Source organism: Guptibacillus spartinae (assembly GCF_028610625.1).
GTDB lineage: Bacteria > Bacillota > Bacilli > Bacillales > Guptibacillaceae > Guptibacillus > Guptibacillus spartinae.
On sequence record NZ_JAQQWU010000010.1, the window covers coordinates 95,256 to 121,817 of the forward strand.

At 40.5% G+C, this 26,562-nt stretch carries 35 protein-coding genes and 1 other annotated feature; of the genes, 25 read left to right on the plus strand and 10 right to left on the minus strand.

Annotated elements, in window-relative coordinates; all coding sequences use genetic code 11:
• The first annotated feature begins 152 nt into the window (after window positions 1-152).
• From PQ511_RS16700 to PQ511_RS16735, 8 genes are all read left to right on the plus strand, one after another.
• Complete coding sequence (locus tag PQ511_RS16700) at window positions 153-359, plus strand: hypothetical protein (RefSeq protein ID WP_273853048.1); 207 nt, start codon at window positions 153-155, stop codon at window positions 357-359.
• 285 nt (window positions 360-644) lie between these two features.
• Entirely contained in the window at window positions 645-1,211 is a 567-nt protein-coding gene (locus PQ511_RS16705; protein ID WP_273853049.1) for a DUF4269 domain-containing protein, read from the plus strand.
• Between the two features lie 59 nt (window positions 1,212-1,270).
• Window positions 1,271-1,927, plus strand: coding sequence for a Type 1 glutamine amidotransferase-like domain-containing protein (locus PQ511_RS16710; protein ID WP_273853050.1), 657 nt, complete (start codon window positions 1,271-1,273; stop codon window positions 1,925-1,927).
• A 263-nt stretch (window positions 1,928-2,190) separates the two neighbouring features.
• Window positions 2,191-2,553, plus strand: a complete 363-nt coding sequence (locus tag PQ511_RS16715; protein WP_273853051.1) for a DUF948 domain-containing protein — start codon at window positions 2,191-2,193, stop codon at window positions 2,551-2,553.
• Window positions 2,554-2,743: 190 nt separating this feature from the next.
• Window positions 2,744-2,974, plus strand: coding sequence for a hypothetical protein (locus tag PQ511_RS16720; RefSeq protein WP_273853052.1), 231 nt, complete (start codon window positions 2,744-2,746; stop codon window positions 2,972-2,974).
• Window positions 2,975-3,112: 138 nt separating this feature from the next.
• Window positions 3,113-3,607, plus strand: coding sequence for an LURP-one-related/scramblase family protein (locus PQ511_RS16725; RefSeq protein WP_273853053.1), 495 nt, complete (start codon window positions 3,113-3,115; stop codon window positions 3,605-3,607).
• Between the two features lie 88 nt (window positions 3,608-3,695).
• A complete protein-coding gene (locus PQ511_RS16730; RefSeq protein ID WP_273853054.1) occupies window positions 3,696-4,205 on the plus strand; it encodes a hypothetical protein in 510 nt (169 codons plus the stop codon).
• Window positions 4,206-4,220: 15 nt separating this feature from the next.
• A complete protein-coding gene (locus PQ511_RS16735) occupies window positions 4,221-4,688 on the plus strand; it encodes a GNAT family N-acetyltransferase (protein ID WP_273853055.1) in 468 nt (155 codons plus the stop codon).
• A gap of 92 nt (window positions 4,689-4,780) precedes the next feature.
• Here the strand turns inward: PQ511_RS16735 and PQ511_RS16740 are convergent, their stop codons facing one another.
• Both PQ511_RS16740 and PQ511_RS16745 read right to left on the minus strand, forming a co-directional pair.
• Window positions 4,781-5,212, minus strand: a complete 432-nt coding sequence (locus tag PQ511_RS16740) for a hypothetical protein (protein WP_273853056.1) — start codon at window positions 5,210-5,212, stop codon at window positions 4,781-4,783.
• Window positions 5,213-5,215: 3 nt separating this feature from the next.
• The gene (locus tag PQ511_RS16745; protein ID WP_273853057.1) at window positions 5,216-5,410 is read right to left on the minus strand and encodes a helix-turn-helix transcriptional regulator; all 195 of its coding nucleotides are present in this window, start codon (window positions 5,408-5,410) and stop codon (window positions 5,216-5,218) included.
• A gap of 203 nt (window positions 5,411-5,613) precedes the next feature.
• Here PQ511_RS16745 and PQ511_RS16750 point away from each other — a divergent pair, with 203 nt between their 5' ends.
• Together PQ511_RS16750 and PQ511_RS16755 are read left to right on the plus strand one after the other, a co-directional pair.
• Window positions 5,614-6,249, plus strand: coding sequence for a pyridoxamine 5'-phosphate oxidase family protein (locus PQ511_RS16750; protein ID WP_273853058.1), 636 nt, complete (start codon window positions 5,614-5,616; stop codon window positions 6,247-6,249).
• Window positions 6,250-6,323: 74 nt separating this feature from the next.
• Window positions 6,324-6,932 (plus strand): DUF7010 family protein, encoded by a 609-nt coding sequence (locus tag PQ511_RS16755; protein WP_273853059.1) that lies wholly within the window; start codon window positions 6,324-6,326, stop codon window positions 6,930-6,932.
• 72 nt (window positions 6,933-7,004) lie between these two features.
• On the opposite strand, the gene PQ511_RS16760 is transcribed toward PQ511_RS16755, so the two are convergent.
• Window positions 7,005-7,238: a hypothetical protein gene (locus tag PQ511_RS16760; protein ID WP_273853060.1), complete on the minus strand. Its 234-nt coding sequence runs from the start codon at window positions 7,236-7,238 to the stop codon at window positions 7,005-7,007.
• 20 nt (window positions 7,239-7,258) lie between these two features.
• Window positions 7,259-7,471, minus strand: a complete 213-nt coding sequence (locus PQ511_RS16765; protein WP_226659397.1) for a hypothetical protein — start codon at window positions 7,469-7,471, stop codon at window positions 7,259-7,261.
• A 110-nt stretch (window positions 7,472-7,581) separates the two neighbouring features.
• On the opposite strand from PQ511_RS16765, the gene PQ511_RS16770 reads away from it, so the two are divergent.
• Window positions 7,582-8,082: an Hsp20/alpha crystallin family protein gene (locus PQ511_RS16770; protein ID WP_273853062.1), complete on the plus strand. Its 501-nt coding sequence runs from the start codon at window positions 7,582-7,584 to the stop codon at window positions 8,080-8,082.
• A gap of 8 nt (window positions 8,083-8,090) precedes the next feature.
• On the opposite strand, the gene PQ511_RS16775 is transcribed toward PQ511_RS16770, so the two are convergent.
• Window positions 8,091-8,312 (minus strand): hypothetical protein, encoded by a 222-nt coding sequence (locus PQ511_RS16775; RefSeq protein WP_273853063.1) that lies wholly within the window; start codon window positions 8,310-8,312, stop codon window positions 8,091-8,093.
• A gap of 124 nt (window positions 8,313-8,436) precedes the next feature.
• Here PQ511_RS16775 and PQ511_RS16780 point away from each other — a divergent pair, with 124 nt between their 5' ends.
• On the plus strand, window positions 8,437-8,817 hold the full coding sequence (locus PQ511_RS16780) for a hypothetical protein (RefSeq protein WP_273853064.1): 381 nt from the start codon (window positions 8,437-8,439) through the stop codon (window positions 8,815-8,817).
• Window positions 8,818-8,999: 182 nt separating this feature from the next.
• On the opposite strand, the gene PQ511_RS16785 is transcribed toward PQ511_RS16780, so the two are convergent.
• Window positions 9,000-9,635: a spore coat protein gene (locus PQ511_RS16785; protein ID WP_420541726.1), complete on the minus strand. Its 636-nt coding sequence runs from the start codon at window positions 9,633-9,635 to the stop codon at window positions 9,000-9,002.
• A 251-nt stretch (window positions 9,636-9,886) separates the two neighbouring features.
• Here PQ511_RS16785 and PQ511_RS16790 point away from each other — a divergent pair, with 251 nt between their 5' ends.
• Entirely contained in the window at window positions 9,887-10,726 is an 840-nt protein-coding gene (locus PQ511_RS16790; protein WP_273853065.1) for an MBL fold metallo-hydrolase, read from the plus strand.
• Between the two features lie 122 nt (window positions 10,727-10,848).
• Window positions 10,849-12,114 (plus strand): CYP152 family fatty-acid peroxygenase CypC, encoded by a 1,266-nt coding sequence (gene cypC / locus PQ511_RS16795; RefSeq protein WP_273853066.1) that lies wholly within the window; start codon window positions 10,849-10,851, stop codon window positions 12,112-12,114.
• A gap of 41 nt (window positions 12,115-12,155) precedes the next feature.
• Here the strand turns inward: cypC and dacB are convergent, their stop codons facing one another.
• Together dacB and guaC are read right to left on the minus strand one after the other, a co-directional pair.
• The gene (gene dacB, locus PQ511_RS16800; protein ID WP_273853067.1) at window positions 12,156-13,631 is read right to left on the minus strand and encodes a D-alanyl-D-alanine carboxypeptidase/D-alanyl-D-alanine endopeptidase; all 1,476 of its coding nucleotides are present in this window, start codon (window positions 13,629-13,631) and stop codon (window positions 12,156-12,158) included.
• Window positions 13,632-13,884: 253 nt separating this feature from the next.
• Window positions 13,885-14,868: a GMP reductase gene (gene guaC, locus PQ511_RS16805; protein ID WP_273853068.1), complete on the minus strand. Its 984-nt coding sequence runs from the start codon at window positions 14,866-14,868 to the stop codon at window positions 13,885-13,887.
• A gap of 193 nt (window positions 14,869-15,061) precedes the next feature.
• On the opposite strand from guaC, the gene PQ511_RS16810 reads away from it, so the two are divergent.
• The 9 genes from PQ511_RS16810 to PQ511_RS16850 all read left to right on the plus strand — a co-directional run bounded on the left by PQ511_RS16810 (window position 15,062) and on the right by PQ511_RS16850 (window position 19,476).
• Complete coding sequence (locus PQ511_RS16810) at window positions 15,062-15,499, plus strand: VOC family protein (RefSeq protein WP_273853069.1); 438 nt, start codon at window positions 15,062-15,064, stop codon at window positions 15,497-15,499.
• Window positions 15,500-15,501: 2 nt separating this feature from the next.
• Window positions 15,502-15,990 carry a GyrI-like domain-containing protein gene (locus PQ511_RS16815; protein ID WP_273853070.1) on the plus strand — a complete coding sequence of 163 codons (489 nt, stop codon included), beginning with the start codon at window positions 15,502-15,504 and terminating at the stop codon, window positions 15,988-15,990.
• The gene (locus PQ511_RS16820) at window positions 15,990-16,427 is read left to right on the plus strand and encodes a VOC family protein (protein ID WP_273853071.1); all 438 of its coding nucleotides are present in this window, start codon (window positions 15,990-15,992) and stop codon (window positions 16,425-16,427) included. Before PQ511_RS16815 ends, PQ511_RS16820 begins: the two co-directional genes overlap by 1 nt.
• Window positions 16,427-16,819, plus strand: coding sequence for a VOC family protein (locus PQ511_RS16825; protein WP_273853072.1), 393 nt, complete (start codon window positions 16,427-16,429; stop codon window positions 16,817-16,819). The genes PQ511_RS16820 and PQ511_RS16825 overlap by 1 nt, the downstream gene beginning before the upstream one ends.
• Before the next feature lie 100 nt (window positions 16,820-16,919).
• Complete coding sequence (locus tag PQ511_RS16830; RefSeq protein WP_273853073.1) at window positions 16,920-17,483, plus strand: DUF4825 domain-containing protein; 564 nt, start codon at window positions 16,920-16,922, stop codon at window positions 17,481-17,483.
• Window positions 17,473-17,676, plus strand: coding sequence for a hypothetical protein (locus PQ511_RS16835; protein ID WP_273853074.1), 204 nt, complete (start codon window positions 17,473-17,475; stop codon window positions 17,674-17,676). Before PQ511_RS16830 ends, PQ511_RS16835 begins: the two co-directional genes overlap by 11 nt.
• 20 nt (window positions 17,677-17,696) lie before the next feature.
• On the plus strand, window positions 17,697-17,990 hold the full coding sequence (locus PQ511_RS16840) for a TIGR04104 family putative zinc finger protein (protein WP_273853075.1): 294 nt from the start codon (window positions 17,697-17,699) through the stop codon (window positions 17,988-17,990).
• Window positions 17,991-18,179: 189 nt separating this feature from the next.
• Window positions 18,180-18,986: an archaetidylserine decarboxylase gene (asd, locus tag PQ511_RS16845; RefSeq protein WP_273853076.1), complete on the plus strand. Its 807-nt coding sequence runs from the start codon at window positions 18,180-18,182 to the stop codon at window positions 18,984-18,986.
• 289 nt (window positions 18,987-19,275) lie between these two features.
• On the plus strand, window positions 19,276-19,476 hold the full coding sequence (locus tag PQ511_RS16850; protein ID WP_226659153.1) for an aspartyl-phosphate phosphatase Spo0E family protein: 201 nt from the start codon (window positions 19,276-19,278) through the stop codon (window positions 19,474-19,476).
• Window positions 19,477-19,573: 97 nt separating this feature from the next.
• On the opposite strand, the gene ald is transcribed toward PQ511_RS16850, so the two are convergent.
• On the minus strand, window positions 19,574-20,698 hold the full coding sequence (ald, locus tag PQ511_RS16855; RefSeq protein WP_273853078.1) for an alanine dehydrogenase: 1,125 nt from the start codon (window positions 20,696-20,698) through the stop codon (window positions 19,574-19,576).
• Between the two features lie 124 nt (window positions 20,699-20,822).
• Window positions 20,823-22,055 (minus strand): PucR family transcriptional regulator, encoded by a 1,233-nt coding sequence (locus PQ511_RS16860; protein WP_273853079.1) that lies wholly within the window; start codon window positions 22,053-22,055, stop codon window positions 20,823-20,825.
• Window positions 22,056-22,326: 271 nt separating this feature from the next.
• Between PQ511_RS16860 and ppsA the strand changes: the two genes are divergently transcribed.
• Entirely contained in the window at window positions 22,327-24,690 is a 2,364-nt protein-coding gene (gene ppsA / locus PQ511_RS16865; protein WP_273853080.1) for a phosphoenolpyruvate synthase, read from the plus strand.
• 41 nt (window positions 24,691-24,731) lie between these two features.
• Window positions 24,732-24,982, plus strand: a binding site (T-box leader).
• Window positions 24,983-25,050: 68 nt separating this feature from the next.
• Window positions 25,051-26,286, plus strand: a complete 1,236-nt coding sequence (locus tag PQ511_RS16870; RefSeq protein WP_273853081.1) for an MFS transporter — start codon at window positions 25,051-25,053, stop codon at window positions 26,284-26,286.
• Window positions 26,287-26,562: the final 276 nt, after the last annotated feature.

Consider the following 26,562-nt stretch of genomic DNA (forward strand, 5'->3'; position numbering starts at 1 on the left):
CTAATCTCCCTAAAGAAGGAGCTTATCTAATCAGATAGGCTCCTTCTTAATTGTCATCAAAGATTGAGGTATGATGTGTTTTTTGAAATAATTGGTACTAAGGTTTTGGGAAGATAGTTTTGGGCGATTGAGTGGAAAGGGAGCTGAGCTTAATGGAAAAACTCCTAGGTAAACTAGTCTATTTACTCATTACTAGTTTGATCTTATACGGATTCTTTAAGATGATTCAATTCATTTACAATAAATATATACCTTACAGTTTTGCTACAGATGCAGTCGGCGTCATCGTATTTGTCATTATTTGCATTCCTCTTTCACTAGTCATCAGCCATAACTTATTAAAGGCAGCAAGGAAATAATCGTAACAAGGTGAAAAGATTTCTGTAAATGTAGGAAGAACCATGTGAATATTGAAGTTCTAGTAGAGGGATTGATTGGCAGCTGAGCCTTGGAAACTATAACTCATTCATTCCGAATGGCGATTGAGTGTGATAGCTTTAGCGGCATTTAGCGGGGGAAGTACAGGAAGTCAACTCGTGTTTCTTAAAGAGGTGCCCTATCTCCCACCTGATTATGATGAATGGTGATGGCTAATGTCATGTATGTGCTCTATAAGAGAAGGAAGAAAGGCAGGGCGGAAAACAATGATCATGGATAAGTTCCTACTGTACTGGGAGAATAACTTATTTAAGCCAATGAGAATAGGTAGTGATAAACAGAAGCAAGCATTTAAAGCAATAGAAGAACTGGGAATTTTAAACGAATTAGAGCCCTACCATCCAACATTGTGTGGCACCATCCCACTTGGTGTCGATGTCGAGGGCTCCGATTTGGACATGATTATGGAGGTCATGAATTTAGATGAATTCGAACATAAATTAAAAGCTTTGTATGGAAATAAACAGAATTTCAAAATGAAGCGAACCACGATAAGAGATAAAGAGGTTGTTAAAGCGAAGTTTGTTTTCAATGATTTTGAATTTGAGTTATTAGGCCAAAACGAGCCTGTCCATCATCAGAACGCCTATCTTCATATGATGATTGAATTTCAGTTGCTTCAAATGTTTCCTGACCTGCAACCAAAAGTATTAGCTCTTAGAAAACAAGGTTACAAAACTGAACCAGCATTTTGTAAGATACTCGAAATTACTGGAGATTCATATAGTGGGCTAATCCACTATGGAAGGAAAATGAAATGGGATCAAAAATGAATTGAAAGAATGGATCTGGAATAAATGATTACATCCAACACTTGGCTACGGAGGCACATATGAAAACTCATTATTATTTAGGTTGGTTTACCAATTTCTTTCCAAAGAAACTGAGCGAGGTGTTACAGGAGGAGCTAACGGATAGGAAATCGCTTGTTATGATTAGCTCGAATCCTTCTATGTATGAAGAAGTGGGGGCTACTGAACGCTCGTGGCTTGATCAGGCTGGTCTCTTTTTTGAAGAATATCACTTAATAAATGATCGTGTACAGAAGGGAGAGGCTCTAGCGAAAATTGAAAATGCTTCCGTCCTTTTCTTATTAGGTGGAGATACCATGAAACAAAATGATTTTTTGATGCGCTATGAATTATCGCAAGCAATAAAAGAAAGCAATGCCGTTGTGATGGGAGCAAGTGCGGGTGCAATCAATATGTCCACTAAATGGCTATGCTCGAAAACCTTCGGATATGAAGTGGACCAGAGCTCAGTTTATGACGGAGTCGGTCTTGATGATTTTTCGATCTTATCTCATTTTGACCTTGAAAATAATCTTGATGGGGTTCAAAGCGAGTTTTCTCTCTTATCGGAAGAAATGAATATTTATGCCTCGAACAAAGATTGTGCTGTACGTGTCAAGGGAGACAAGATTGATATTTTGGGAGATGTTTTTTTAATTTCTCATTCAACGATTCGGAAATTGGATGAGACGCTCTGAGTGGCGTATCAGTGTGATCCTCCTCGGTGGACTTCTTGGGACGTTTAGTACGATTTCATTCCTTCGACATGAATTGAACCTGACATACGCATTAGGATACCTGGCCGTTTGGGTATTCGTCTTGATTGGTAATGCGATTTACGTGATTTATAAAAAAAATAAAAACGGTTAGAACAAGAACCATCCTTCAGATAAGTTGTACCGAATAGAATGTCCGAACACCCCCCTTCATAGACTTAGAGAAAAGAAGGGAAGTGATCCTAATGTTTGGATGGAGTGCGGTTGTTGTAGCTGCAGCGTTTGTCATTCTCGTTGTCTATTTGATTCTGACGTTACGAAAAGTGATGGCAACACTGGCTGAAACGAAAGAAACGCTGTCAGGTGTCCGACATTCAGTTAATGGCATTACAGAAGAAGCGGAGGAACTGATTCATACCGCTAATCAAATTTCGGATGATGTGAAAGGGAAAATGGAAGCTGTTGATCCATTAATCGAGTCTGCTCATGATGTGGGGGATATGATACATGATGTCACGAGCAACATAAAACGAACGGCTTTACAGAAGAGTAGTCGGAAAACCATTCGTACTCAAGAAAGCAAGCCGGTGCAAGTGAGAGTGAAGTAAAGAAAGAGGCGCTTCCTTGACAATCGAAGGTTTCCTAATCTATTAGCAAAAAGAAGCCTGCGGGCTTCTTTTTTGAGTTGGGAAGAAAAGAGGATTGAGTTATCTGTCTTATTTTGGAATAATTGGTACAAAAGCATTGTAGATTGTGATGATCATTAATCTCAAATTAGAGGGGGCATAGAGCACAGCCATGTACACTTTACTTTGGATGGTAATAATTTTCTCAACAATTGGACTGATGATCCTTGTGTCTTTGAAGAAAAGGATGGAAAGTAAGCTAGCATTTATAAGAGCAGCTGGTGAAACTGAAGAAAGTGCCCGAGCGAGTCGGTCTATTATTTTATGGATCTGGAGTGCAGTAGCATGGGGAATCGTGAGTATGAGTCTTATTTCTTGGTGGTTTAATCACTATTTTGGATAACCGTGGTTTGAGCATATTATGACATTTACTAGGTTTAAGAGTGATTAACCAACGAATTAAGTTGAATGTCATGCATTTCTGGAACCAAACAGCGATCTAACTCGTAAGTCATAAAAAAGACAAACGGGAGGCATTGGTATGAGTCAACTTTACATAAAACAGAAGGTCTTCAGCCTTAGCGGGAAATATACAGTAAAGGATCACCAAGAGAACGATCAATACTACGTGGAAGGGAGCTTTTTACAGGTTCCAAAGACTTTCTCCATTATGAACACTTCACGAGAGGAAGTAGCCCTTATTGAGAAAAAAGTCTTCAGCTTTTTACCCAAATTTTTAGTTGAAGTAAACGGTCAGGAAATATTAACCATTAAGAAGGAATTTTCTTTCTTAAAAGCACGCTATACCATTGATGCAGCGGGGATTAAAGTGAATGGAAATTGGTGGGACATGGATTTTCAAGTGTTGCAAGATGATGAAATCATAGCGGAAGTGGGTAAGGAATGGTTCACCTGGGGCGACAGTTACAAAGTACAAATCCTAGACGATAAGATGGAAACAATTATTATTGCGCTCGTTGTTGCGATTGATTGTGTGAAGTCTGACCAGGCAGCTGCTGCTTCAGCATCGATGTAATAGGCAGAAATAAAGTGAGGAGCTTATCGGCAATAAGCTTCTTTTTAGTTGAATTAAGAATGAAAAATAAAAATGAAGAGGGAGTTAGATGAAGCAAAAACCTAAAACAGCGATCTTACCTGTGCTGCTATTATCTTTGGCTTTGAATATCTTTCTTACTTCTCACTATTTTTACGAAAAGAAGAGAGAAGAGGAAAGTTTAGGTCAGGTGATAAATTCCATCATGTTTAATATGAATGAAGCGGTCATACAATTAAATGATCTTGATCAAAGCAGCCCAGATGATAAGGGCCGTCTGATCATAGCTCAGAGTAAGGTTGCGGAAAATGAAGGATTGATCAATGCACATATAAAGGAAATGCCACAAAACCTCGTTTCCTGGAATGGTGGAATGGGTGTTGGGTTAGGTAACGGAATAGTTGGAGTAAGTGAAGTAGGCGCAAAAGAAGCAGTAGAGGACATTTTGAATTTTAAGAAGGGGTATGACAAGGAGATACAACACGTTAATCCAGAAGAGCAACCTTATGAAGCCATACAAGTGATTGAAAATGTTCTGAGTAGCAAGAAATATATGGGGGAGCGTTTTATATATAAATAAGGGAAGTGTGTCGAAATGTTGGATTTCAAAACCATCAATCTCTCAAAACATCGTGACGTAGCTATACAATTTCGCAAAGATTCCTTTCTCGTCAGTTTTGGCGACCTTACCGAGTTTGGAGATGAAAATGAATACATCAAAAGGCTAGAAGAAAAGATAAATGAATTTCCAAGTGGTTTTGTGATGGTAGAAAAAGATGGAGAATGGATCGGACAGCTTGAATTATCCGTAAAAGAATATGAAGGCAGAAAAATTGGGTATGTCAACTTATATTATTTGGTCCCTGAATTTCGTGGGAATGGAATAGGAAAAGAGCTGCATCAGTACGCATCAAATTTTTTTACTGCAAACCATTTAAACGAATTTCATTTAAGAGTTTCGCCTTCAAATTTAGCTGCATTAAAATTCTATCATAAACTTGGTATGGAAAAGATCGGAACAGAATTAGACGGCAAAGTGATTAGGATGAGAGGAGTTCTCTAATTACATTTTGTTGTATTTTTATTAACCTTTATCCTGCAAATGTAAGGTGGGAGCTCAAACATGAGGCTCCCGTTTTTGTAATAAACTCTTGGTTAGCTTTTAAGAATATGTCGAAAAAGAAATGGAGCGAATAAGGAGAAAAGCAGCACACTAAGTGTTATCCACCACCCAATTGATTGAAAGATGTCTTCGGGGCTAACAAACGTGTATCCTAAATAGGATAAAAACAAAAGCCCTTGTAGAGCCTTCAACGTTTTCGCTTCGGCTTCATTCTTCTCGGCTACAACTCTTTCATCTGTCTCAGAAACCATCCATTGAGGATGCTTTCTTATTTTCATCAGTTTAAGAGAGCTTGCGAGTGCTGCACTGAAAGGAATTAGCGATAGCGCTAAAAAGGCTTTGTTGTTAATAAAGAAAGTGCCTGTTGTTTCCAATACTACCCAGGTGGCAAAAAGGACTAAACTAACAAATAACGTAAACCAAATGATTAATTTCGTTTCCTTAACGAGCTTTTCAACACTCATGAATCATTCCTCCCAAAATAAATCATCTAACGTTTTATTTAAGACTTTGCATATTGCTGTACACAATTTTAGGCTTGGGTTATAGTTGCCACTTTCAATTAAATTAATCGTTTGCCTTGTTACTCCAACCATCGCTGCTAATTTTTCTTGAGAAACATCTGCTTCCACACGAGCGATCTTTATTTTTTTGTTTTTCAATAAGCATCAGCACCTCCTGTTGTTCTCAGTATATTATGTAGCATCTTACAAAATGTCACTTATAAATGACATTTTGTAAGGTGCTGCTTCCGATCGTTTGTAGGAGGGTTCGTGCCTTAGGACGTTGAATATACATAATGAGTCTATTTATTGGAGGAGCGTTAAAAGGCTCTACAGATAATAATCATACTTGGGGGACAAACATGATAAAGTTCGAATTAGAAAATGGCATTACGAATAAGGAAGAGCTGAGAGCGTTAGTCGGGGAACCGAGTGAAAGGGCTAAGAATAAAGTGATTTCTCATATAGATGAAAACTGTAGAAATTTCTTAGCGATGTCACCATTTCTCATGATGGCCACATCAGATTCAGAGGGGAATTGCGATAGTTCGCCAAGAGGAGATGCTCCTGGTTTTGTTCAAGTTATGGATGATCAGTGGCTCGTTATTCCTGAGCGGCCTGGAAATAAGCGACTGGATTCAATTATGAACATTCTCTCCAATTCACGTATTGGGTTAATTTTTCTAATTCCAGGATTAGAAGAAACGTTACGAATAAACGGAAAGGCGACGATCATGAAAGATGAAAAAGTCCTTAAGACCATGCACGTAGGTGGAAAAGTACCACTTCTCGGCATCGCAGTAAAAGTAGAAGAGTGCTTTATACATTGTGCAAAAGCATTGAAGCGATCCAACCTTTGGGATAGCGAGTCATGGCCGTCAAAAGAGGTATTGCCAAAACCGGCAAAGATTTTAGCTGAGCATACGAATTTACCAGGAATGACAGAAGAAAAGGTGGCGGAAGGTTTAAGAGAGAGTTATAGCAAGAGAATGTATTAAGCTTGTGAAACGGGAGATTCAAGGTTAAATGGAGAGGAGCGATGGATGAATTTTCTTGGGAAGGGGAGTGTGTAATGGAATCCACTGTTTCAAAATCAGATGTACGAGGTACTGCTTCAGGAGTTATGTTTATGGCTTTTTTTGGTACTGTATGGGCTGATGTTGGGATTGGAGGTTTACAAGAATTACGATCAGTATGGTTGTTGCTTCTAGCTATCTTGATTGGTGCCACTTTGTTTTTTTTCGGAGTTGCATTAATTAGAGCTTCGAGAGACTTGTCTAATACGAGGGCGTTCACGAATAAAAATGTTTATAAGTGGTTTAATCTTGTTTTTATAACCGAATTTCTTCTTATCTTTTTAGCTGCCTACGTCTGTCAGTCCACTGGACATTTTGATTGGTTTTTCCCAATCATGGCGGTAATTGTAGGTATCCATTTCCTTCCACTCGCCTATCTTTTCCAGGTGAAGGCATATTATTATACAGGTACGCTTATTACTTTACTCGCCATTGTAACGATGCTTTTTGTTCCTATGTACGTGACAATAGGAGGCTATCAAATTAACACATGGTGGTCATTAGTTGGCTTTGGTTCAATGTTGATCCTTTGGATTACTAGCGCGATGATCCTTTCGATGGGAAGAATGTTGCTTAGAATGTCTAGGAACAGCCGGAAAAACTAAAAAAGAGGAGGGGGATGCATGATTCAGACATCCTTCTCCTCTTTTTATTAGTTATTATTGATTAGTGATCTTCTAAACAACACTGTTCTTAATGGAGTTCGAGTCACTTACATCAGCATCAACAACGTAGCTGATGGGGATATATACAGCGGTAATGTCACCGTTTTCCTCTCCAAATCCCTGGTTTCGTTTCGTAGATAAAAACACATCGGCCTGTTGCGTTGCAGAAAAGTTAATCATGGAATTTCGTTCCAAAATGTTAACTTTAAAGCCTAACAAGTTGATGACCGTAGGTGCAAAAATCATGATGCCTCATCCTCTCTGTCTTACAGGTATTTGGTTGCGTTCGGATCCATAATGCTTGGCATATCGATTCCGTCCCGGTCATCGACAACACTTCTTGTTCCAAAGAAGCCGCTGTCATCCCCAAAATTTTGGCCATAACCTTGATTTTTCTTATCTGTGTTATTCCAGTCTGCCAGGAAGTTTTGCCCTACATTGACTGCCGAAGCATTTTCAAAGGAATTAATCTTAAACATGAAAATATTAATAACTATAGAAGGTGAACTCAATTTTTAACCCCTCCTCTGGTTAGAAATATATGTTTCCCTCTTCACTTTATGAGCTTCGAATTGATTGGGAGGTGAGAATGTTGGATCCTGAACGCCTCAAACAATGGATGGAAATGGCGAAAAGCTTTCAAGGAAATGATTTTTGGTCAAGTATCTTTGATAATGATCAGCCTGGAAACATGATGAATCCGTTTACTGATATGGGGAAAGGAAACCAAACGAAACCATCCCATCCTTCCCATCCTTTGCAGCCTTCATCGAAAAACGTGTATCCAAAAGTGGATATCTATATGAGTAATTACGAAATCGTCCTTGTGTTTGAACTCCCTGGTGTAAGAAAAGGGGACCTTGACCTTGCGATTTCTGGCCGACATATCATCATTAAAGGAATAGTGAAATCAGATAACAAAGACATTCGGGTCGTTCAAACGGAAAGGTTTTATGGACAGTTTGAACGAACGGTTGAACTGCCAGAACCTGCTGATGAAACTAGTGTGAGTGCTGTTTTTCAGGAAGGACTTTTAGAAGTGACTTATCCAAGGATTCAAAGAGAACAAAATAAGATTAATATTAAGTAACGCTCTTTTTACTTAATGGCGGTCGAATCATCGATGTCAGAATCATTTACGATATAACCTGGATTCACAAAAACGCATCGATCTGCATTATGAGAGCCAAATCCCTGGTTTTTTTTCACTGAAGAGTAAACCCCAATTCGTTGAGTAGAAGAGAACGAGAGGTTGGATAGATTATTGATCTGGTTAATTTTTAGATAAGGCATGTTAATTTGAGTGGACTTGAATTTCATCTTCTTTCCTCCTTTTCATTCATTTTTGGACAACCCCGTCATAGGTATTAAAACAGGGGTTATTTACACCTATATGCGAAGAAGGAAAAGGCCATTCATAAGTGAGAAGGAATAGGGTGTTACTATGGCGATGAAATCCTTTTTTAAATTTATGATCACAGGTAGCAAAGAAATGGATGCGATGAAGAAGAAAGTAGCTCTGCTCCAGGAAGAAGTGAAGAAAAAGGAAGTAGGAGAATCGCTTCATGTGGAGCATGTAACGATTGAGAAACTTATTATTGAAAAGCTAGAATATCAAAATAACTTTGGGGCGCTCGGAATTAAAGAGTTAAGTGGTAAATTGAATATAGGAGCAAATTATGATCATTTACCACTTAAAAACATGCCAGGAATGCCAGAAGAATTCACACCAATTGAAATAAAAGATCAAAAAGGAACGCCTCCTTCTAAGGAAGAGAATCCACCGACACCGAAATATAAAATCAGGGGGAGAAAACAGACGTAGTTGTGTGGTGATCGTTTATCAGTGCAACGTTTATTGGCCAAATTTTCGTTATATTGGCTAAAACTGAAATATAATGGCTAAAACTGAAATATAATGGCCAATTCCGAGTTTTATTGTCCAAACTCAAATGATAGTGTCCGAAAATATAAAAAGTTGAACGCAGTCGCGTTCAACTTTTTATATTACTGAAGGGTTCCCTGACTCGGAACGGGTGCATAGCTTTGGAGCATGAGTTGCATATCCTGTTGAGACAGCTGAGGAACTTGATAATAAGAATGCTTATTTTGGTACAGGAAAATTTCATAACTTAACTCAATTAGGTTTGGCACACTGTCACTCACAACGCGTCGTAAAATTGGATTCGTCATTTCAAGAGCGGTCATCGTGAATAAAGATGCTAGTGCTTTTGTGTGACCTAACATATAAGCGGTTAACCCTTTGTCAGAGAGGTCATTGACAGACTGGTTTGGTTTTTTCGGTTGGCCTGGTTTAAGGCCATACACAACCTCATTCGATTGTTGCATCGTATATTGTCCTGTTGGAACACTTGGATCCTGTCCGGTTTGAAAGCTCTGAACAATTGTATTATACATAGTGGTGACGAACTGAGATTGATGTTGGAGGATGCTCTTTAATTCAGGATCCTGGACATGTTGTTCGTACATTTGATAGTGATCCAATAAATTGATGATGCCGGCAATCACCTCATGAGCATCGAATAATTCGTGGCCACCATGATTGGTGTTGGTTATGTTTTGCATAGGCTGCTGTGCATTTGGCATTCCCTGATTTTGTTGATTTGGTCTTTGTTGCTGCATCCTTATTCCTCCTTTTTCGTTTCGAAAAGCTTCAGAAAAAAGCAGAACTCTTTCTAAATAGAATCCTCGAGAGAGATTTCTATGACAAAAAATTGGCTTCCTTAGTGAAGAAACACAATGCTTATCTTCTGCTTTACTGATGAATATATACAGGCGACTGGAATGAATTACTTACTCCAATTGAGAATGGTTTGATCTAAACTGTCAAAAACTGAATAGATCGGACTATGGGCAAAATAGGAGGAACGACTTTGAAACCATTAGATAGTGATTTTTCTAACGTTCATCTTCCGTTTACGAGTAAGAATAACGGTAAGGGGCAAGAAGTGTGTAGCGATCTTTATTATTGGACCAATCAGATTGTGAATATTTGTTTGTACGGTGATACCGATGCAGGTGAGTGGGTGTTGATTGATTGTGGAATGCCTCATTCAAAGCATGCCATTATGGAGGTTGCTGCAGAAAGGTTTGGACATTCAAAAAAACCTAAAGCGATTGTATTGACACATGGTCACTTTGATCATGTGGGGTCACTTGAGCCTTTGCTAGAAGAGTGGGATGTACCGGTTTATGCCCACAAAAACGAACTTCCTTATTTGAGTGGAGAACTGGATTATCCAAAGGGAGATCCGAAAGCGGACGGTGGTTTAGTTAGCGAGCTTTCTCCCTTGTACCCCCATCATGGAATTGACATTTCACCTAACCTGTCTGCTCTACCAGCCAATGGTGAAATTCCGTACATGAAGGACTGGACCTGGGTCCATACACCTGGACATACGCCTGGACATATTTCTCTTTACCGCGAAAAAGATGGTGTCTTGATTGCGGGTGATGCCTTTGTCACCGTGAAGCAAGAATCCTTGTATCGCGTGGTTCTTCAGAAGAAGGAAATTAGCGGCCCTCCAAAGTACTTTACGATGGATTGGGAAGAGGCGAGACAGTCTGTAGCTAAGCTTGCTGATTTACATCCTATCCTAGCCATAACGGGGCATGGAGAAGAAATGGAAGGGGAAGAGCTAGAGGCGTCTTTAAAAAGGTTAGTCAATCACTTTGATCAAATTGCTTTACCGGCGAATTATAAGCGACATTAAGAGAAGCAGCTTGCTGCTTCTCTTGTTTACGTTTCACACAGGAGTTCACGTTTCGTTCAGATACTTAAGTGGAAAATAATAGGGAGATCAGTAGCGAAATCATGTACCTAGGAGGAAGCGCTATGTCCAACCATAAAAGCATGCCAAAAGATAAAGGGTTAGATCACACGTTAAGTGTATTAAGGGAAGGGTATGAATTTATTCTTAATCGAAGCAATAAGTATGACTCTAACATTTTTGAAACGAAGGTATTGGGTGAAAAAACAATCTGTTTAACTGGGAAAGAAGCGGCAGAACTTTTCTACGACAATGCTAAATTTATGAGAAGCGGCGCTGCACCCAAACACGTACAAAAAACACTATTCGGTGAAAACGGCGTTCAGGCATTGGATGGAGAAGAGCATCAACATCGAAAGGCGATGTTTATGGCTCTCATGACTAGCGACGCGCTTAACGAAATAGCCGAATTAACGAAAAAGCATTTAGAAGCGTTTGCTGCTCAATGGGAAACGCAAGAGAAGATTATCGTTTATGAGGAAGCAAAGAAAATCTTAACCCATGTAGCTTGTGAATGGACCGGCGTGCCGCTTGAAGATGAAGAGGTAGACGAGCGAACGAATCAACTTGCAGATATGTTTGAATCTGCCGCTTCCATCGGGCCGGAATACTGGAAAGGACGGAGATCCAGAAATGCCGGAGAAGAGTGGATGGAGGAACTAATACAAAAAGTGAGGGACGGAGAGATGAATCCGCCTTCCCACCGTGCACTAAAACAGTTTTCCAACCACCGTGATCTAAACGGAGAGTTGTTAGATAAGCAAATTGTGGCAGTTGAACTTCTAAATTTATTGCGTCCGATTGTCGCGATTTCTGTCTATATGAGTTTCACAGTTCTAGCTATGATCGAGTATCCGGATCAAGTGCTGTCATTGAAAAGCGGGAATGAAACAGATAGGCAAAACTTTATCCAAGAAGTTCGCCGGTATTATCCTTTCTTTCCTTTTGCCGGTGCGAGAGTGAAAGAAGATTTTACGTGGGAGGGCTATAAATTTGAAGAAGGTACGCTGACACTTCTTGACTTATATGGTACCAATCATCATCCTGATTTATGGGATGACCCTAAGAAGTTCAATCCAGCTCGATTTGAATCATGGCAGGGAAGCCCATTTGATTTTATTCCACAAGGAGGCGGGGAGTTCGACTTTGGACATCGCTGTGCTGGGGAATGGCTAACGCTCGATGTATTAAAAGAAACGTTGAGCTACTTCGTAACTGGGTTAACCTTTGAAGTTCCGGAGCAAGATCTTTCGTATCGTATGTCTGAAATGCCAAGCTTACCAAAAAGTGGCGTTCAACTATCTAATCTCGTGCGTCAAAAAAATGGTTAACAAAGAAAAGGGGAGACCGATTTGGTCCCCCTTCCCATCTATTATTTATCCTCACCGTAAGTAGCTAAAACAACAGCGATTTCATCTTCTATGTCCTTTATATCATCCTCTTCAACAAACTGATTCAGCATAATCGAAAACACAAGACCGTTGTCGACATACCCTGAAAGAGAAGAGACGCCAGTTAACGAACCCGTTTTCGCGTGAACAACTTGTTCTGCAGCGGTATCCCTCATACGATAACGAAGAGTACCCCCTTCAAACCGATCGGCATCACCCGCAACAGGGAGTGAATAGTTAAATTCTTCAAACCAGTTTTTATCTTGTATGCGATACAGGTAATCGGAAAGCTGGCTTGGTTTGATTAACGAAACGTGAGAAATGCCCGATCCGTCTCTTAGTCGCATTTCCTCTGTATCAAGTCCAACTTCTTCTAGGAAATCGTTCATGACTTCCAAACCAGCTTCCCAGCTGCCTTCCTTCTTTTTCACTTTACCGATTTCTTTTACTAATAGTTCTGCGTGACCGTTATTACTAAGCTTCATGAAAGGGATTAGAAGCTCCGATAGTGGCATGGATTTCTTTTCAACGAGTAGAGTAGCCTCTTTAGGTGTAGTGCGCAGCACCAGGTCACCTTTCAATTGAATCCCAGCCTCCTTCAGGGATTGCTTCATTAAACTAAGCGCATATTCCGCTGGATTCCAAACCGCAATCCATTCGCGCTTACGCGTTGCATCCACAGATATTTCCCCTTCAACTAAAATGGTATTTGAACCATGTTCACGTGTAATGCTTAATTCCGCATCCTCGTCTGCACTGACCGTTTTCGCGCGGTTCTGTACTGTGATCACTTCTGAAGAAGGAGACAGACGAACATCAACTGGATCGCCAGGGTGTTTGCCAGGATAGGCTTCTACGATGATCGTACCGGCATCATAATCTTCATTTGGTGAAGCGGTTAAGGCAGAAACCTTGGCGCCGTAGTAGTTATCTTCATCTGACCAGGAGAGATCTTGGGACAGAGCTTCATCTTCATACCAGCTGTTATCCCCAATCAGATCGCCTTTAATTTTATGTACACCTTTTTCTTTGAGCGAGTGAGCGAGTTCATCGAAATCTTCTTTGAGGAGAGTAGGGTCACCTTTTCCTTTAAGGTAAAGATTGCCTTTCAAAAATTTGTTCTTCAATTGACCATCCGTTAGAAGTTCAGTCGTAAATCGGTAATCGGGTCCTAATGTTTCGAGTGCAGCCCCAGCCGTAAATAACTTCATATTCGAGGCGGGAGTAAGGCGAGTATCACCGTAGTTCTCATAAATTATTTCTCCTGAGCTCGCCGATCGAACACTAACGCCGGCAATCGCACCATCAAGCCGTTCATCGGAGAGGATCTCATTAAGCTGTGTGGATAAAGTACTATTCGTTTTGTCGGCACTTACATTCTGGTTTGATGATAAAGGGGGAAGGACAAGGAGGACGAGCAGTAGGAGAATCAGGCTTGTTTTCCATGCTTGTTTCAATTCATCAGCTCCTCTAATTTAGTATGTTCTAATAGCCTATTGCCTAAAAGGTATGAAAAAAGATTAATTTAGTTCACCTCCTGATCCATTAACTGAATATTCGCTTTACATGAACTTTCGTTTAACGCATTCAAATCCCCTTTGATTTCATGAAAGTTGAATCTTTTTACACATCGATCAAGAAGAGAAATAGTTCATTCATCCTATGCGAATAAAATATAAAAAAGCAGCTGCACGATCGCAGCTGCTTTTCTTAATAGACTTTATCCCCATTAAAAATAGAATTCTTTACGACAACATAATCCACAGTCCGGATTGATTCAAGCTTATCTCCACCGGAGTAAGAAATGGCTGACTGGAGATCCTGTTCCATTTCCGTAAGCGTGTCTTGAAGGCTCCCTTTATGTTCTACAAACATCTTCTTGCCTTCCACATTTTTCTTCTCGCCTTTTTGGAATTCAGAGGCTGATCCAAAGTACTCTTTGTAGCGCTTGCCATCGCGTTCAACCGTTTCGCCAGGAGATTCTTCATGTCCTGCAAAAAGGGAGCCGATCATGACCATGGAAGCACCAAACCGTACGGATTTTGCGATATCGCCATGTGTGCGAATGCCGCCGTCAGCGATAATTGGCTTCGTTGCTGCTTTTGCACACCAGCGAAGTGCTGCTAACTGCCAACCGCCGGTTCCAAAACCAGTTTTGATTTTTGTAATACACACTTTTCCGGGACCAATTCCAACCTTGGTGGCGTCCGCACCCGCATGCTCAAGCTCACGGACTGCTTCGGGTGTACCCACATTACCCGCAATGACAAAGCTATCAGGCAAGTGGTGTTTAATGTGGCCAATCATCTCGATAACCGCATTCGAATGACCGTGCGCAATATCAATCGTAATGTAATCTGGTGTAAGCCCCTGTTCTTTAAGCTGTTCGATAAACGCGTATTCCTCGTCTTTTACTCCAACGCTAATCGATGTAATCAATTCACGTGCGTTCATCTCTTGAATGAAAGCGATTCGTTTTTCTGGCTCAAAACGATGCATCACGTAGAAGTAGCCTTTTTCAGCTAGGGAAACAGCAATGCGTTCATCAATAATCGTCTGCATGTTCGCAGGTACAACTGGTAATTTAAATGTATGCTTGCCTAATGTGACGGAAGTATCACATTCTGATCGACTGTTTACGACACATTTAGCGGGAATTAGTTGAATATCTTCATAATCGAATACGTTTTCCATGAGATTCACTCCTAAAAACGAATAATACGTTTTGTATTTATTTTAACGTTCGTCCATTTGATAATTTACAGCAATTCTACATCAATGTCAAAGAGTATTTTTTTAACCTATTTTATGACTTCTATCAAAAATGGAAGGGATTTCATTCATATTTATGGAAAAGTACAGAAGAAAGAATGAAGGAGATGATGGGATGAAGCAGTCACTGCTTCGAATTGGTACGACTTATTTACCTGTTTCAAATGTTGAGAGAGCAACAGATTGGTATGTATCGAATTTACGTGCTGAGCTGCGTTATCAAGATCAGGATAAAGCGATTTTAAATATGGCCAACCAGAGCTTTTTTCTAGTAAAAGCCAAAGAAACGGAATGTGCGAACTTCTATGATCGTGAAGGAAGAGAACACTTTTCGTTAACATTTGAAGTGGATGGTCTTCAGGAGCTTGAAATGCTTCGAGATGAATTCGTTGCGAAAAAGATGAGGGTCGGTGATCTAGAAAACAGAGGACATGCCGGTAGAAACTTTGTCTTTTATGATCTTGATGGGAACATGTTTGATGTGTGGAGTGAAATCAGTCCGGAATTTAAAGAGCGTTACCTTGTCCCAGATCCGATTAATGAGGAGTCGTAGGATTGCTGGAGCGTATTGTTCACTTTGAAACGTTGGGTCAGCTTCATCTTGTCGGTATCAGAGTTCGCTGCTCGGGAGAGGAATATGTGTTGCAAATTCCGTTAGCGGCGAAACAGTTGGATGAAAGAAAAGAAGAGATTGCCAATGTCTTAAATCTCCCTTATCAAATTGGTGCCTTTGTCGTAGATGCTTCTTCTGAAGAAGAGGAAGGGTACTGGGTTTGCTACCAAGTCAAAAAAATAGAGAATGTCCCTGATGGGATGGTGACCTTAACAGTCCCATCTCAAAGCTATGCCGTGATGAAGCATAAGGGATCGAACAAGACGATTCTACATACGTATGAAGAACTTCACAGCTGGATCGAAAAGAGCGATTCGAGTAGAAAATTAGATGCCTGGCACCTTGAACGGTTTTATCATTATAAGGATACAGAACGGATTGAAGTCGATCTGATGGATACCATTCAGGAAGATACAAAGGAGATGATGTGATGATTCGTATTGGCAGTGTATTTATTCCAGTAACTGATCTTGATAAGGCAACGGTATGGTATGAAGAAAATCTTGGCGTTACGAAGATCGATGAGTGGGGAGAAGGGACGGGAAAGGGAGCGGGTTTTTACTTTCCGAACGGTCCAACTCAGCTTGGTCTTGTTCAAGTTGAAACAAGCCAACCGACGGAGTTTCAAGTTCAGAATGAGCAGAAGAATAGTTACTTTAATTTTCTTGTGGAGGATATCTATGCCTTTTATCACGATTTAAAATGTGAGGGGGTTAAAACCTCTGAAATTGAAAAGTTTGGAGGCATGACCTGCTTCGACTTTTATGACCCTGATGGAAACCCATTTAGTGTGGTTAATGAAGTGAAGGATTCTCCGTTCCATTCAGATGAAATTAAGAAACGGCAGAAGCAAAAGGAGGTGCGTTAATGGCAACGGAACTTTGGACAAACTTGCCTGTAAAGAACTTGGAGAAATCGAAAGCTTTTTTTCACGCCATTGGCTTTGCGGTACAGTCTATTGGAGATGGTGTGCAGGTTGCCGTCAAGAACTCGAAAGTGATGCTCTTTCCAGAGGCCAGGTTTGAAACATTCGCGCACCATCAAGTAGCTGATGCTAGAAATGGGACAGAAGTCCTTTTCTCAATCGGAGCGGAGACGCGTGAAGAGGTCAATGAATTGGTAGACAAGGTTGAAAAAGCAGGAGGAACGATTTTCGCAAAACCTGGGTTAACCGATGGCTGGCTTTACGGGATGGGGTTTATTGATTTGGATGGTCACCGATGGAATGCCCTGCATATGGATATGGAGAAAATGCCGTAAGGGTAGCTTGAGCTACCTTTTTTTTATTATTTGAAACTTAATGCTATTTTTTTCGTAACTAGTAGTAGAGAGTCATTCAGTAGAAACGAGGGATTTGATCATGAAAAAACAATGCCTAGTGTTTGCGTTTATTCTTCTCTTAGTAGCTGGCTGTTCGAGCGGGAAAGCGAGCAGTCAAGAGATTAAAACGGTTGGTGACGTTCAGTTATCATCTCTATTAAACGAAAGCGGTACATATGTAGGGAACAATTCGGATGTTCTGGCACTATTGAGTCATTTACCAGGCGGGGAAACAGTAGAGAAGGTAAATTTATCAGATGAAAAAATAACCGTTACTTATGATGTCAAAGGCAACATTTCAGATGAAGCATTTCAAAGCTATTGGTTTTCAGGCAACCAAGATCGGAACAAGACGCTGTTTTATAATGCGATTCATCTCAGTCTACTTGTCCCAAATGCAAGAGGTTATGAGTTTCATGTTCAAGAAAAAAGCATGAGTATGACAAGAGATGAGATGAGGATGATTCTTTCAGATGAATTTGCTGATCTTCCAAGTGAGGATGAGCTTATGGAAGAGGAGACAGTTAGAGCGTTTATCACAACCCATGAAGAGAAGTTAGAAAAAATGGCGAACAACTATGAGGACTACGTGGATGAAAAGTAAAAAAGTTTCTAAGAAAAGAATATCTTTATTGCTTTTGCTACCACTTGGAATTGTTTTTCTAATAGGGTTGCCCTCCTATTTGAATCATCAAGTGATTGAATCGGCAGTTGATGGGTGTGAAAAGATAGGGGGAGAAGTGAGTTTGGAAAAAGACATCCTTGCTATGAATTGGAGCTTTTCTTGTGAGAAATAATAGAATGAGGAGGGTTGAGGATGCCGACCTGTAAGAACTGTGGCTATACGTGGCGATGGAGGGAAGCGATGCGACTCATTTATCGCCAAAAGGCTGCATGTCCTAAGTGTCATGAAAAACAATATCTTTCAGCAAAATCTCGTAAAAGATCAAGTTATACGTCAATGCTCGTTGTGATTCCATTAGGGATTACATCAATTTACAAACTATCATTATGGTTTTATTTGGGCTTTTCATTCAGCATTCTTGTGCTGATTCTTCTTCTTTCACCATTTTACTATTCGTTAAGTAATGAAGAAGAACCGCTTTGGTGAAGTGCCTACAAAGATTATACATAAGGAAGAGGTCGCCAAAATAAATGGCGACCTTTATTATTGGTGATTCCTATGTTAGGATGCGAACCTTCTATTCACAGCTTTTTCTTTCACACTATTCATTACATGAAAATAGGGTAAGTTATAAATAAAAGAAATGAATCCAGAGATTTAGAGGGAGAGGGATAAGTGAAAAAGCTTTTGTACCGAGGAATGATCAGCATGCTGAATTCTAGAAGTGTTGGCCGGTTCCTTAATAAACTGAGTCGAACTCGTTTCAGCAGGGTGCTGATTCCTCTATACGTGAAATTATTTAACATTCGAACAGGCGAGCTGGATCAACAGCTGAGTGAGTTTCCGTCATTAGAAGCGTTTTTTGTCCGCAAACTTAAATCCGGCTCGCGTGCTTTTAAAGGAAAAGATATTGCCAGTCCTGTTGATGCGAAGGTGGAGCAATTTGGCGAGGTAGATGAGACGTTAATAAAAGTGAAAGGAATAACATATTCAATTGAGGACTTACTGCAGGATGACGAAATGATTGATCGTTATAAGGATGGTATGTTCCTGGTGTTGTACCTTAGCCCGAAAGATTATCATCGCATTCACGCTCCTGATGATGCTGTTGTTGGTAAACAATATAAACTTGGTGGAAAGTCCGCTCCAGTCAACAAATTAGGGTTGACGCTAGGAAAGTCACCACTCTCGACAAACTACCGTATTGTCACAGAATTAAAACAAGAAGATGGCATGTTTCTTGCTCTCGTGAAAGTAGGAGCAATGTGGGTGAACACGATCGAAATGACACATCCGAGCTCATATTTGAATAAAGGAGAAGAAATTGGCTTCTTTCGTTTTGGTTCAACTGTGGTGCTCTTATTTGAAAAAGATAAAGTTCACTTACATCCGAATTTAAAAAGAGAAGCTGCAATTAAAGCTGGGGAAACAGTAGCTATGAAAACGAAAGCTGAAGGTGAAATGGGTTATTTTAATGACTAAGGTGAGGCTAGGGAGAGGATCAACTGTTTTTCAATAAAAAGTCAAAAAAAATTAATAGTATTTCCACGTTTCTTCTATTCTTTTTTTACAAAATATAGTAAAATATAACATGGACTGTTTTGCAGGAACGAATTTAACCGCGTTGGATACATAAGTTGATCAGTTATTTGTAGGGTTGAAGGTCTTTACGCTAAGCATAATCATTTTTCGCCCACCCCTTAATATCCAATTATAAAACATTGTTAAAATCTACTTCTATTTCTACTACATTCATGAAGGAAGGGAAGCGTTGAAATTGCCTATCCAATGTTACACACGATCAAATCTCCTAGCTCTTATTGATCAGAAAAAAGTTGTTTTAACATCTAAAGTGTTAGCGCATGGATTTACACATAAACAAACGATAATGGCGAGTCAAGAGCTTGATAAACTACTAAATCGCTATCAATTTGGACAGTATGAAGGAAGTCAATCGAGATATTTAGCTTAATTGAGCGTGTACTTTGATTACTATTATTGATTTTTTAATAGAAAAGAGCCAGGAAGCATCTTTGCTTCCTGGCTCTTTGTGTGATTCAAGTCCAATATTAAGCATGAGCGCCAAGCAGCGCATCTGTTGCTGAAACGTACTCATAGCCAAGGTCTCTTGCGACAGCTTCATACGTAATCGCCCCATTTGCTACGTTTAATCCTTTTTCAAGAGCTGGATTGCTTTGGATCGCAGCTGTTGCGCCTTTATTCGCAATTTGAAGCGCATAAGGAATGGTCACGTTTGTTAAAGCGATCGTAGACGTTCTAGGAACAGCTCCTGGCATGTTCGCTACTGCGTAATGAACAACTCCGTGCTTTTCGTATGTTGGATTATCGTGAGTTGTAATATGATCAACCGTTTCAATAATTCCACCCTGATCAATGGCAACATCAACAAGAACAGATCCCGGTGTCATGCTCTTCACCATTTCTTCTGTCACAAGCTTAGGTGCTTTTGCTCCTGGAATTAAGACAGCGCCAACAACAAGGTCCGCTTCCTTAACCGCTTGAGCGATGTTAAGTGGGTTAGACATTAGTGTGTTAATCGCATTTCCGAAAATGTCATCAAGCTGACGTAGGCGCTCAGCACTTAAGTCGAGAATTGTTACGTCTGCTCCAAGGCCCATTGCGATCTTCGCTGCGTTTGTTCCAACAACGCCACCGCCGATAATCGTTACTTTGCCGCGTTTCACTCCAGGAACGCCGCCAAGAAGAATGCCTTTTCCACCTTTAGGTTTTTCAAGGATTTGTGCGCCGATTTGTGAAGCCATGCGGCCAGCTACTTCACTCATAGGAGTAAGAAGTGGAAGTGTGCCACGATCGACAACCGTTTCATATGCAATTGCTGTTACGCCGCTATCTTTAAGCGCTTTTGTTAATTCAGGCTCTGCTGCTAAGTGAAGGTAAGTGAAAAGAATGAGTCCATCACGGAAATAAGCATATTCAGAAGAAAGTGGTTCTTTTACTTTCATTACCATCTCTTGGTTCCAAACAGAGGCAACATCTGTTGCAATCGTTGCGCCAGCTTCGTGATAATCAACGTCCTCGAAACCGCTTCCAATTCCTGCTTCAGTCTCAACTGTTACGTGATGTCCAGCCTTTGTAAGTGCGATTACGCCTGCTGGTGTAATGGCTACGCGATTTTCATTATTTTTAATTTCCTTTGGAATACCGATATACATCATTTCATCCCCTTAGACATTGTTTTATGATCAAGTACCTCCGATTATAGATGCCATTTTTTCATTTCACATTGTGTAAATTAGAGAAAAAGAAAGAGGGTGTTTGTGTAATTACACAAACACCCTATGATTTCAATTGTTCGATTTTTAAATCGAGAAAAAGCGTTACTTTTTGATTGGCGTCTTTTAAATCCAGGTTTGCCACGTCCGCAATCCGTTTCAGACGATAGTTTAATGTATTTGTATGCACATGAAGAGCATGAGCGGCTGCTTTTACGTTGCTATCCTGCTGTAAATACATATCAAGCGTTTCAAGTAGCTGCGTATGATGAATAGCATCATACTGTTTTAATTTCTCGATATAGAGGTTTTGATGATGCTGACGCTCTCGATAGAGAAGGTCAATAAATTGATATATTCCAAGATCCTGATAGCTATAGATCGCCTTTACTTCCTCTTTGAATCGTTCTTTAATTGACAGCACATGCAGCGCTTCACGATAGCTGTCTTTTATCATAAGTGGGCTTTGATAGAGCGTTCCGGCTCCCCCTTTTAATGTATCAACACCAAGGCGATTGCTAATTTTCTCGACAAAAACCTGGACAAAACTACTAAGCTGATCAGCTGTGTTGAAACGATCTGTAGGACGAACGAGTAAAATAAGCTGGTTTTGATCCAATGTACTGTAAATAAGCTCAATTTGATGTGAAGCTTGAATGTAATAATTCATATGCCGTTCTAGCGACTGTTGAATGTCATCACTAAATTCAAAAATGACGATCGCCATCTCGCCAGTCAATTTAAGCTGGAAAGTTTTTGCCTGCTTTTGAAGCTGGTCTTTTTTTGTATAGTGACCAGTGAGTAATTTCCAAAAAAACTCACGATGTCCTTCTTCCGACTGACGTTTCTTGATGTCCAATTTTAAAATCTGGTTCTTAACGACTTTTGCAGCTTTCTTAAGAAGTGCTAGCTCCTCCTGTGTGACTTCCCAATTCAATTGGGCCCATATAAATCCGAGCAGTTCTTCGTTTTTTCGAACCGAAATCGCCACGCGTTGACCTAGTCCTACCTCCGGAATTGCTGGAATGATTACGGGATCATCACTTTCAAATAGTTGTGGAATGACGCCTTTCTTCCAAAGGCTTTTGATCACTTCTTCGGGTACTTTCCGTTTCATAATGGTCGCAATTCTGGCAGGATCCACATTTTCATCATGTGAACTATAGGCGAGAATCCGATGGTCTGAATCTTCTATTGTAACCGGACAGCCGAGGTTTTCTCGAATGCAGTCGGCTAAATCTTCTAATGTACGGAATGGCCCCTGAAAAGGGTTATGACTTTCACGATCGGTATGCAACTTCTACCACTCCTTTCTTTATCTCAGTGTGTCTACTACAGAGTATACTAAAAAACCACCATCTTTGTAGCTTTTCACAAAGAGAAGTTAAGGAATTGTAAAGATGAACAAAGGAGAGTGTGAAAAATTAGTTTGAATGAGGAAAATGGCGAAATGGAGAACGAATAATTTTAAAATTCATCATTATTCACGTTTTTAAAATAAATAGTATGACATAATTTAATTAATGTGTTATTCTAAAAATCGAATCTAGTAGGGAGGCGATCGGTAAATGGTGGAGCAAAGTGCGATTCGTTGGTTTCATGAAATAAATAAAGAGGACATTGCCCTTGTTGGTGGCAAAGGAGCTAATCTTGGTGAACTTACGCAGAACGGTGTCCATGTACCACCTGGTTTCTGTGTAACGGCTGAAGCCTATGCGGCGTTTATCACTGAACGAGAACTTGATCAATCCATACTTCAAAAGATGAAGACGCTTGATTATGAAAATAACGATCAGCTCAATGAAGTGAGCGCTGAAATCAGAGAATGGATTTTACAGACGGATATGCTGGAATCACTTGAAGTCGAAATTCGTAATGCTTACGAAGCGTTTAGTCAAGACCTGGACATAACAGATCCGTTTGTAGCCGTTCGAAGCTCGGCAACAGCTGAAGATCTTCCGGAAGCGTCTTTTGCAGGGCAACAGGATACATATCTTGAGATTTCAGGAATCACAGCGCTTCTTTATCACATCAAGAAATGCTGGGCGTCACTCTGGACTGCACGAGCCATTTACTATCGCGAAAAACAGCGCTTCAACCATTTTGATGTGTCCCTTTGTGCGGTTGTTCAATTGATGGTGAATAGTGAAAAATCAGGTGTTATTTTTACAGCGAATCCGATTACAGGTGAACGAGAGCAGATGATGATAAATGCGAGTTGGGGACTTGGGGAAGCGGTTGTGTCTGGGATGGTTTCACCAGATGAGTATATCGTTGATAAAAGATCGTTTAAATTAATCGAAAAGCACGTAGCCGAAAAGAAAGTGCTAGTCGTAAAGAAAGCAAACGCAATCGGAACGGATACGGTGGCGGTGAAAGAATATTTAGGTGAGGAACACGTGAACCAACAATGCTTAACACAAGCTGAAATCGCTCATCTTTCACGCGACGCGGTTCGAATTGAAGAACTTTATCAAACGCCTCAGGATATCGAGTGGGGCCTTGATTGCCAAACAAATGAACTCTACATTCTACAAGCTCGTCCAATAACAACACTAAAAGAGGAGGAAACAAAAGTGGTTGAAAAGGTAGAAACGCCAAAGAAGATGCTCGTTCGAGGATTAGCTGCCTCCCCTGGGTCTGCGAGTGGAAAAGTCCGCAAAATTAAAGATATTAGTGAAGTTTCCCTTGTAGAAGAAGGCGATATTCTAGTGACGATTATGACCAATCCTGATATGATTCCTGCTATGAAAAAAGCAGCGGCCCTCGTGACAGATGAAGGTGGACGTACGTGTCATGCTGCTATCGTCTCTCGGGAATTTGGTATTCCATGTATTGTAGGCTCTTCGATTGCGACAGATGTGTTAATGGATGGAATGGAAGTAACGGTTGATGCGACTCGTGGAGTTGTGTATGAAGGTATTCTAGAACATGCTGAACCAGTGAAAAAGAAAGAAGCAGCCAAAGGAGTGACGAACTCCACTGAAGGCTTCAATGAAGCACTTCTTCATCAGCTTGCACCGATTACAGGAACAAAAGTTTATATGAATCTTGGAGAGCCAGATTTGATCAACAAATACAAACACTTGCCGTTTGACGGCATTGGCTTAATGCGAACGGAATTTATTTTTTCAAATATCGGTATTCACCCGATGCATTTGCTAAAAACCGGACAGGAAGAGATGTTTATTGAAAAAATGTCCGAAGGAATCACGAAGGTGGCGCAGGATATTTATCCAAAGCCAATGGTTGTTCGTTTGAGTGATTTCCGCTCAAATGAGTTTCGTGGACTTATCGGTGGAGATGAAGTAGAGCCAGTTGAAGCGAATCCGATGATCGGCTGGCGCGGCGTCTCACGCTATATATCTCCTCAGTACGAAGAAGGATTCCGTTTGGAATGTCGAGCGATTAAAAAAGTTCGTGATGAGTACGGCTTAATTAACGTTTGGACAATGCTTCCGTTTGTTCGCACAACGTGGGAAGTGGAGAAAGTGAAGAAGATTATGGCAGAAGAAGGCTTAATTCAGAATCAAGAATTCAAAATTTGGATTATGGCGGAAGTGCCATCTGTGATTTTTGAAGCAGAGGAATTCGCTCAGCTTGTGGATGGCTTTAGCATCGGAAGCAATGATTTAACACAGTTGATTTTAGGATCTGATCGTGACTCTGGCATCCTAAACAGCATGGGCTACTTTGATGAGCGTAATCCTTCTGTAAAACGAGCGATTAAACAGTTGATTCACGGAGCGCATAAGTATGGAAAAACTGTCTCCATTTGTGGGCAAGGTCCATCGACTTACCCAGAATTTACTGAGTTCCTCATTAAAGAGGGAATCGATAGCGTGAGCATCAATCCGGACACGGTGGCAGCGACTAGAAGATCGGTTGCGTCTGTGGAGCAGCGGATGATTTTAAATAAAATCAGAGGATAAGCATTTACACCGGGTAACCGTCCTGGTATTATATAACAAAATCAAATGCAATGATGAGAAGAGTAGATGATGGGATCTTACACAGAGAGCTCCGGTAGCTGAAAAGGAGAGAAGATCACATGGTTGAACCAAACCTCTGAGCTGTACATCGGAACCGAACGTGGGGATGGTGTAACGGGAGCTCCCGTTATAGAGCTATGGTATAAGCAGCTTCTGCCGTACCTGATAAGAGTCGTGTGGCGACACATGACTGAACCGGGGTGGCACCGCGATAAGCAATCTCGCCCCCGGGACTATACGTCCTGGGGGTGAGATTTTTTTATTGGTTCAAAAACTTATCGCGATTGGAGCTGACATGTTATGAAGCGTCTTAGTGTTATTCGGAAGAACGACTTGCTGTTGCTTACATCAATGGGGATTACAAATATCGGAGGCTGGATTTATCATATTGCTCTTAATCTCATCATTTTAGATCAAACGGGTTCAGCACTCGCTGTGACAGGACTGTATTTACTGAAGCCATTCGCTACTCTTTTCACGAATCTCTGGGCGGGAAGTTTGATAGATCGGATGAATAAACGTAGGCTTATGATTTTGGTGAATATCGCTCAGGCATTGGTGATGTTTGTTCTTCCACTACTGTCAAGTTTATGGACGATTTATACTCTTGTATTTCTGATCAACATGGGTAGCTCGATTTTTCATCCAACATCAATGACTTACATGACGAAGCTTCTTCCTAAAGAAAGGCGCATTCGCTTCAATTCCCTTCGTAGTTTGGTCGATTCAGGTGCATTTGTGATCGGACCAGCGATTGCTGGTGTGTTATTTATCATCGGTACTCCAACCAATGCGATTTACCTTAATGCAGGCGCATTATTTCTTGCTGGACTGCTGTTTTTATTGCTACCTGATGTTGAAACAGGTAGTTGCATGAATCGTTCAGGTACAATTTCATTTCAACTGATGAAAGAAGATTGGCGCATTGTATACATGTTTAGTCGAAGCGCCTTTTTTGTTATTTTGATTTACTTTCTAGTAAGTGCAGTGGGCATCATGAGCTGGGGAGTAGATTCCCTTGAAGCAAGCTTTGCAACAGAGGTCCTTCATCTGACGAATACCGAATATGGATTTCTTGTAAGTATTGCTGGAATCGGAGTTCTTCTAGGAGCCATTCTCAATACTGTTATGGCAGAAAAAGGAGAACCGCTTTCGTTAATTGGAGGTGGAGCGATCGTGCTCTCCATTGGGTATCTCATATTTGCTTTATCATCATCATTTCATTTAGCTGCAATCGGCTGCTTTATTCTTTCTTTCTCCCTTTCGTTCATGAATACGGGTTTCTATACTTATTATCAAAACAATATTCCCGTCGACGTTATGGGTAGGATTGGCAGCTTATTTGAATGGATTGAGGCAATTTTTGTTATCGCTGTGATGGTCGGTTGCGGGATCGCTGCACAACTCATATCCATTCGATTTAGCGTGATAGTAGGCTCAAGTGTGATGCTAAGCTTTGCTTTACTTCTTCTAGGAGTTGTTATGGTTAAACGAACGAGTATGAGGTCCGAGGCAGAACACCGGTTGGCTAAATAGTAGCCATCATCCCACTGTTTTCTTAATCAAAACCGCAATAATAAAACGATCTATAATACAAAAGTCAAGGCAGAACCCCTGTCTTGACTTTAATGTGAATATTGCTTTTATTCTTACTGAGAAAGTTCATGAAATATCCAAAACTGTTTCTATGTAGGCATTGAATTCACCTTAAGCGTTTTTCATAATGGAATTATGTTGTGAAAGAATGTGGTGATGAGTGAAACTTTCACACATTTTATCATGTGTTGTATGCCGCTATATTCTGCAACTAAA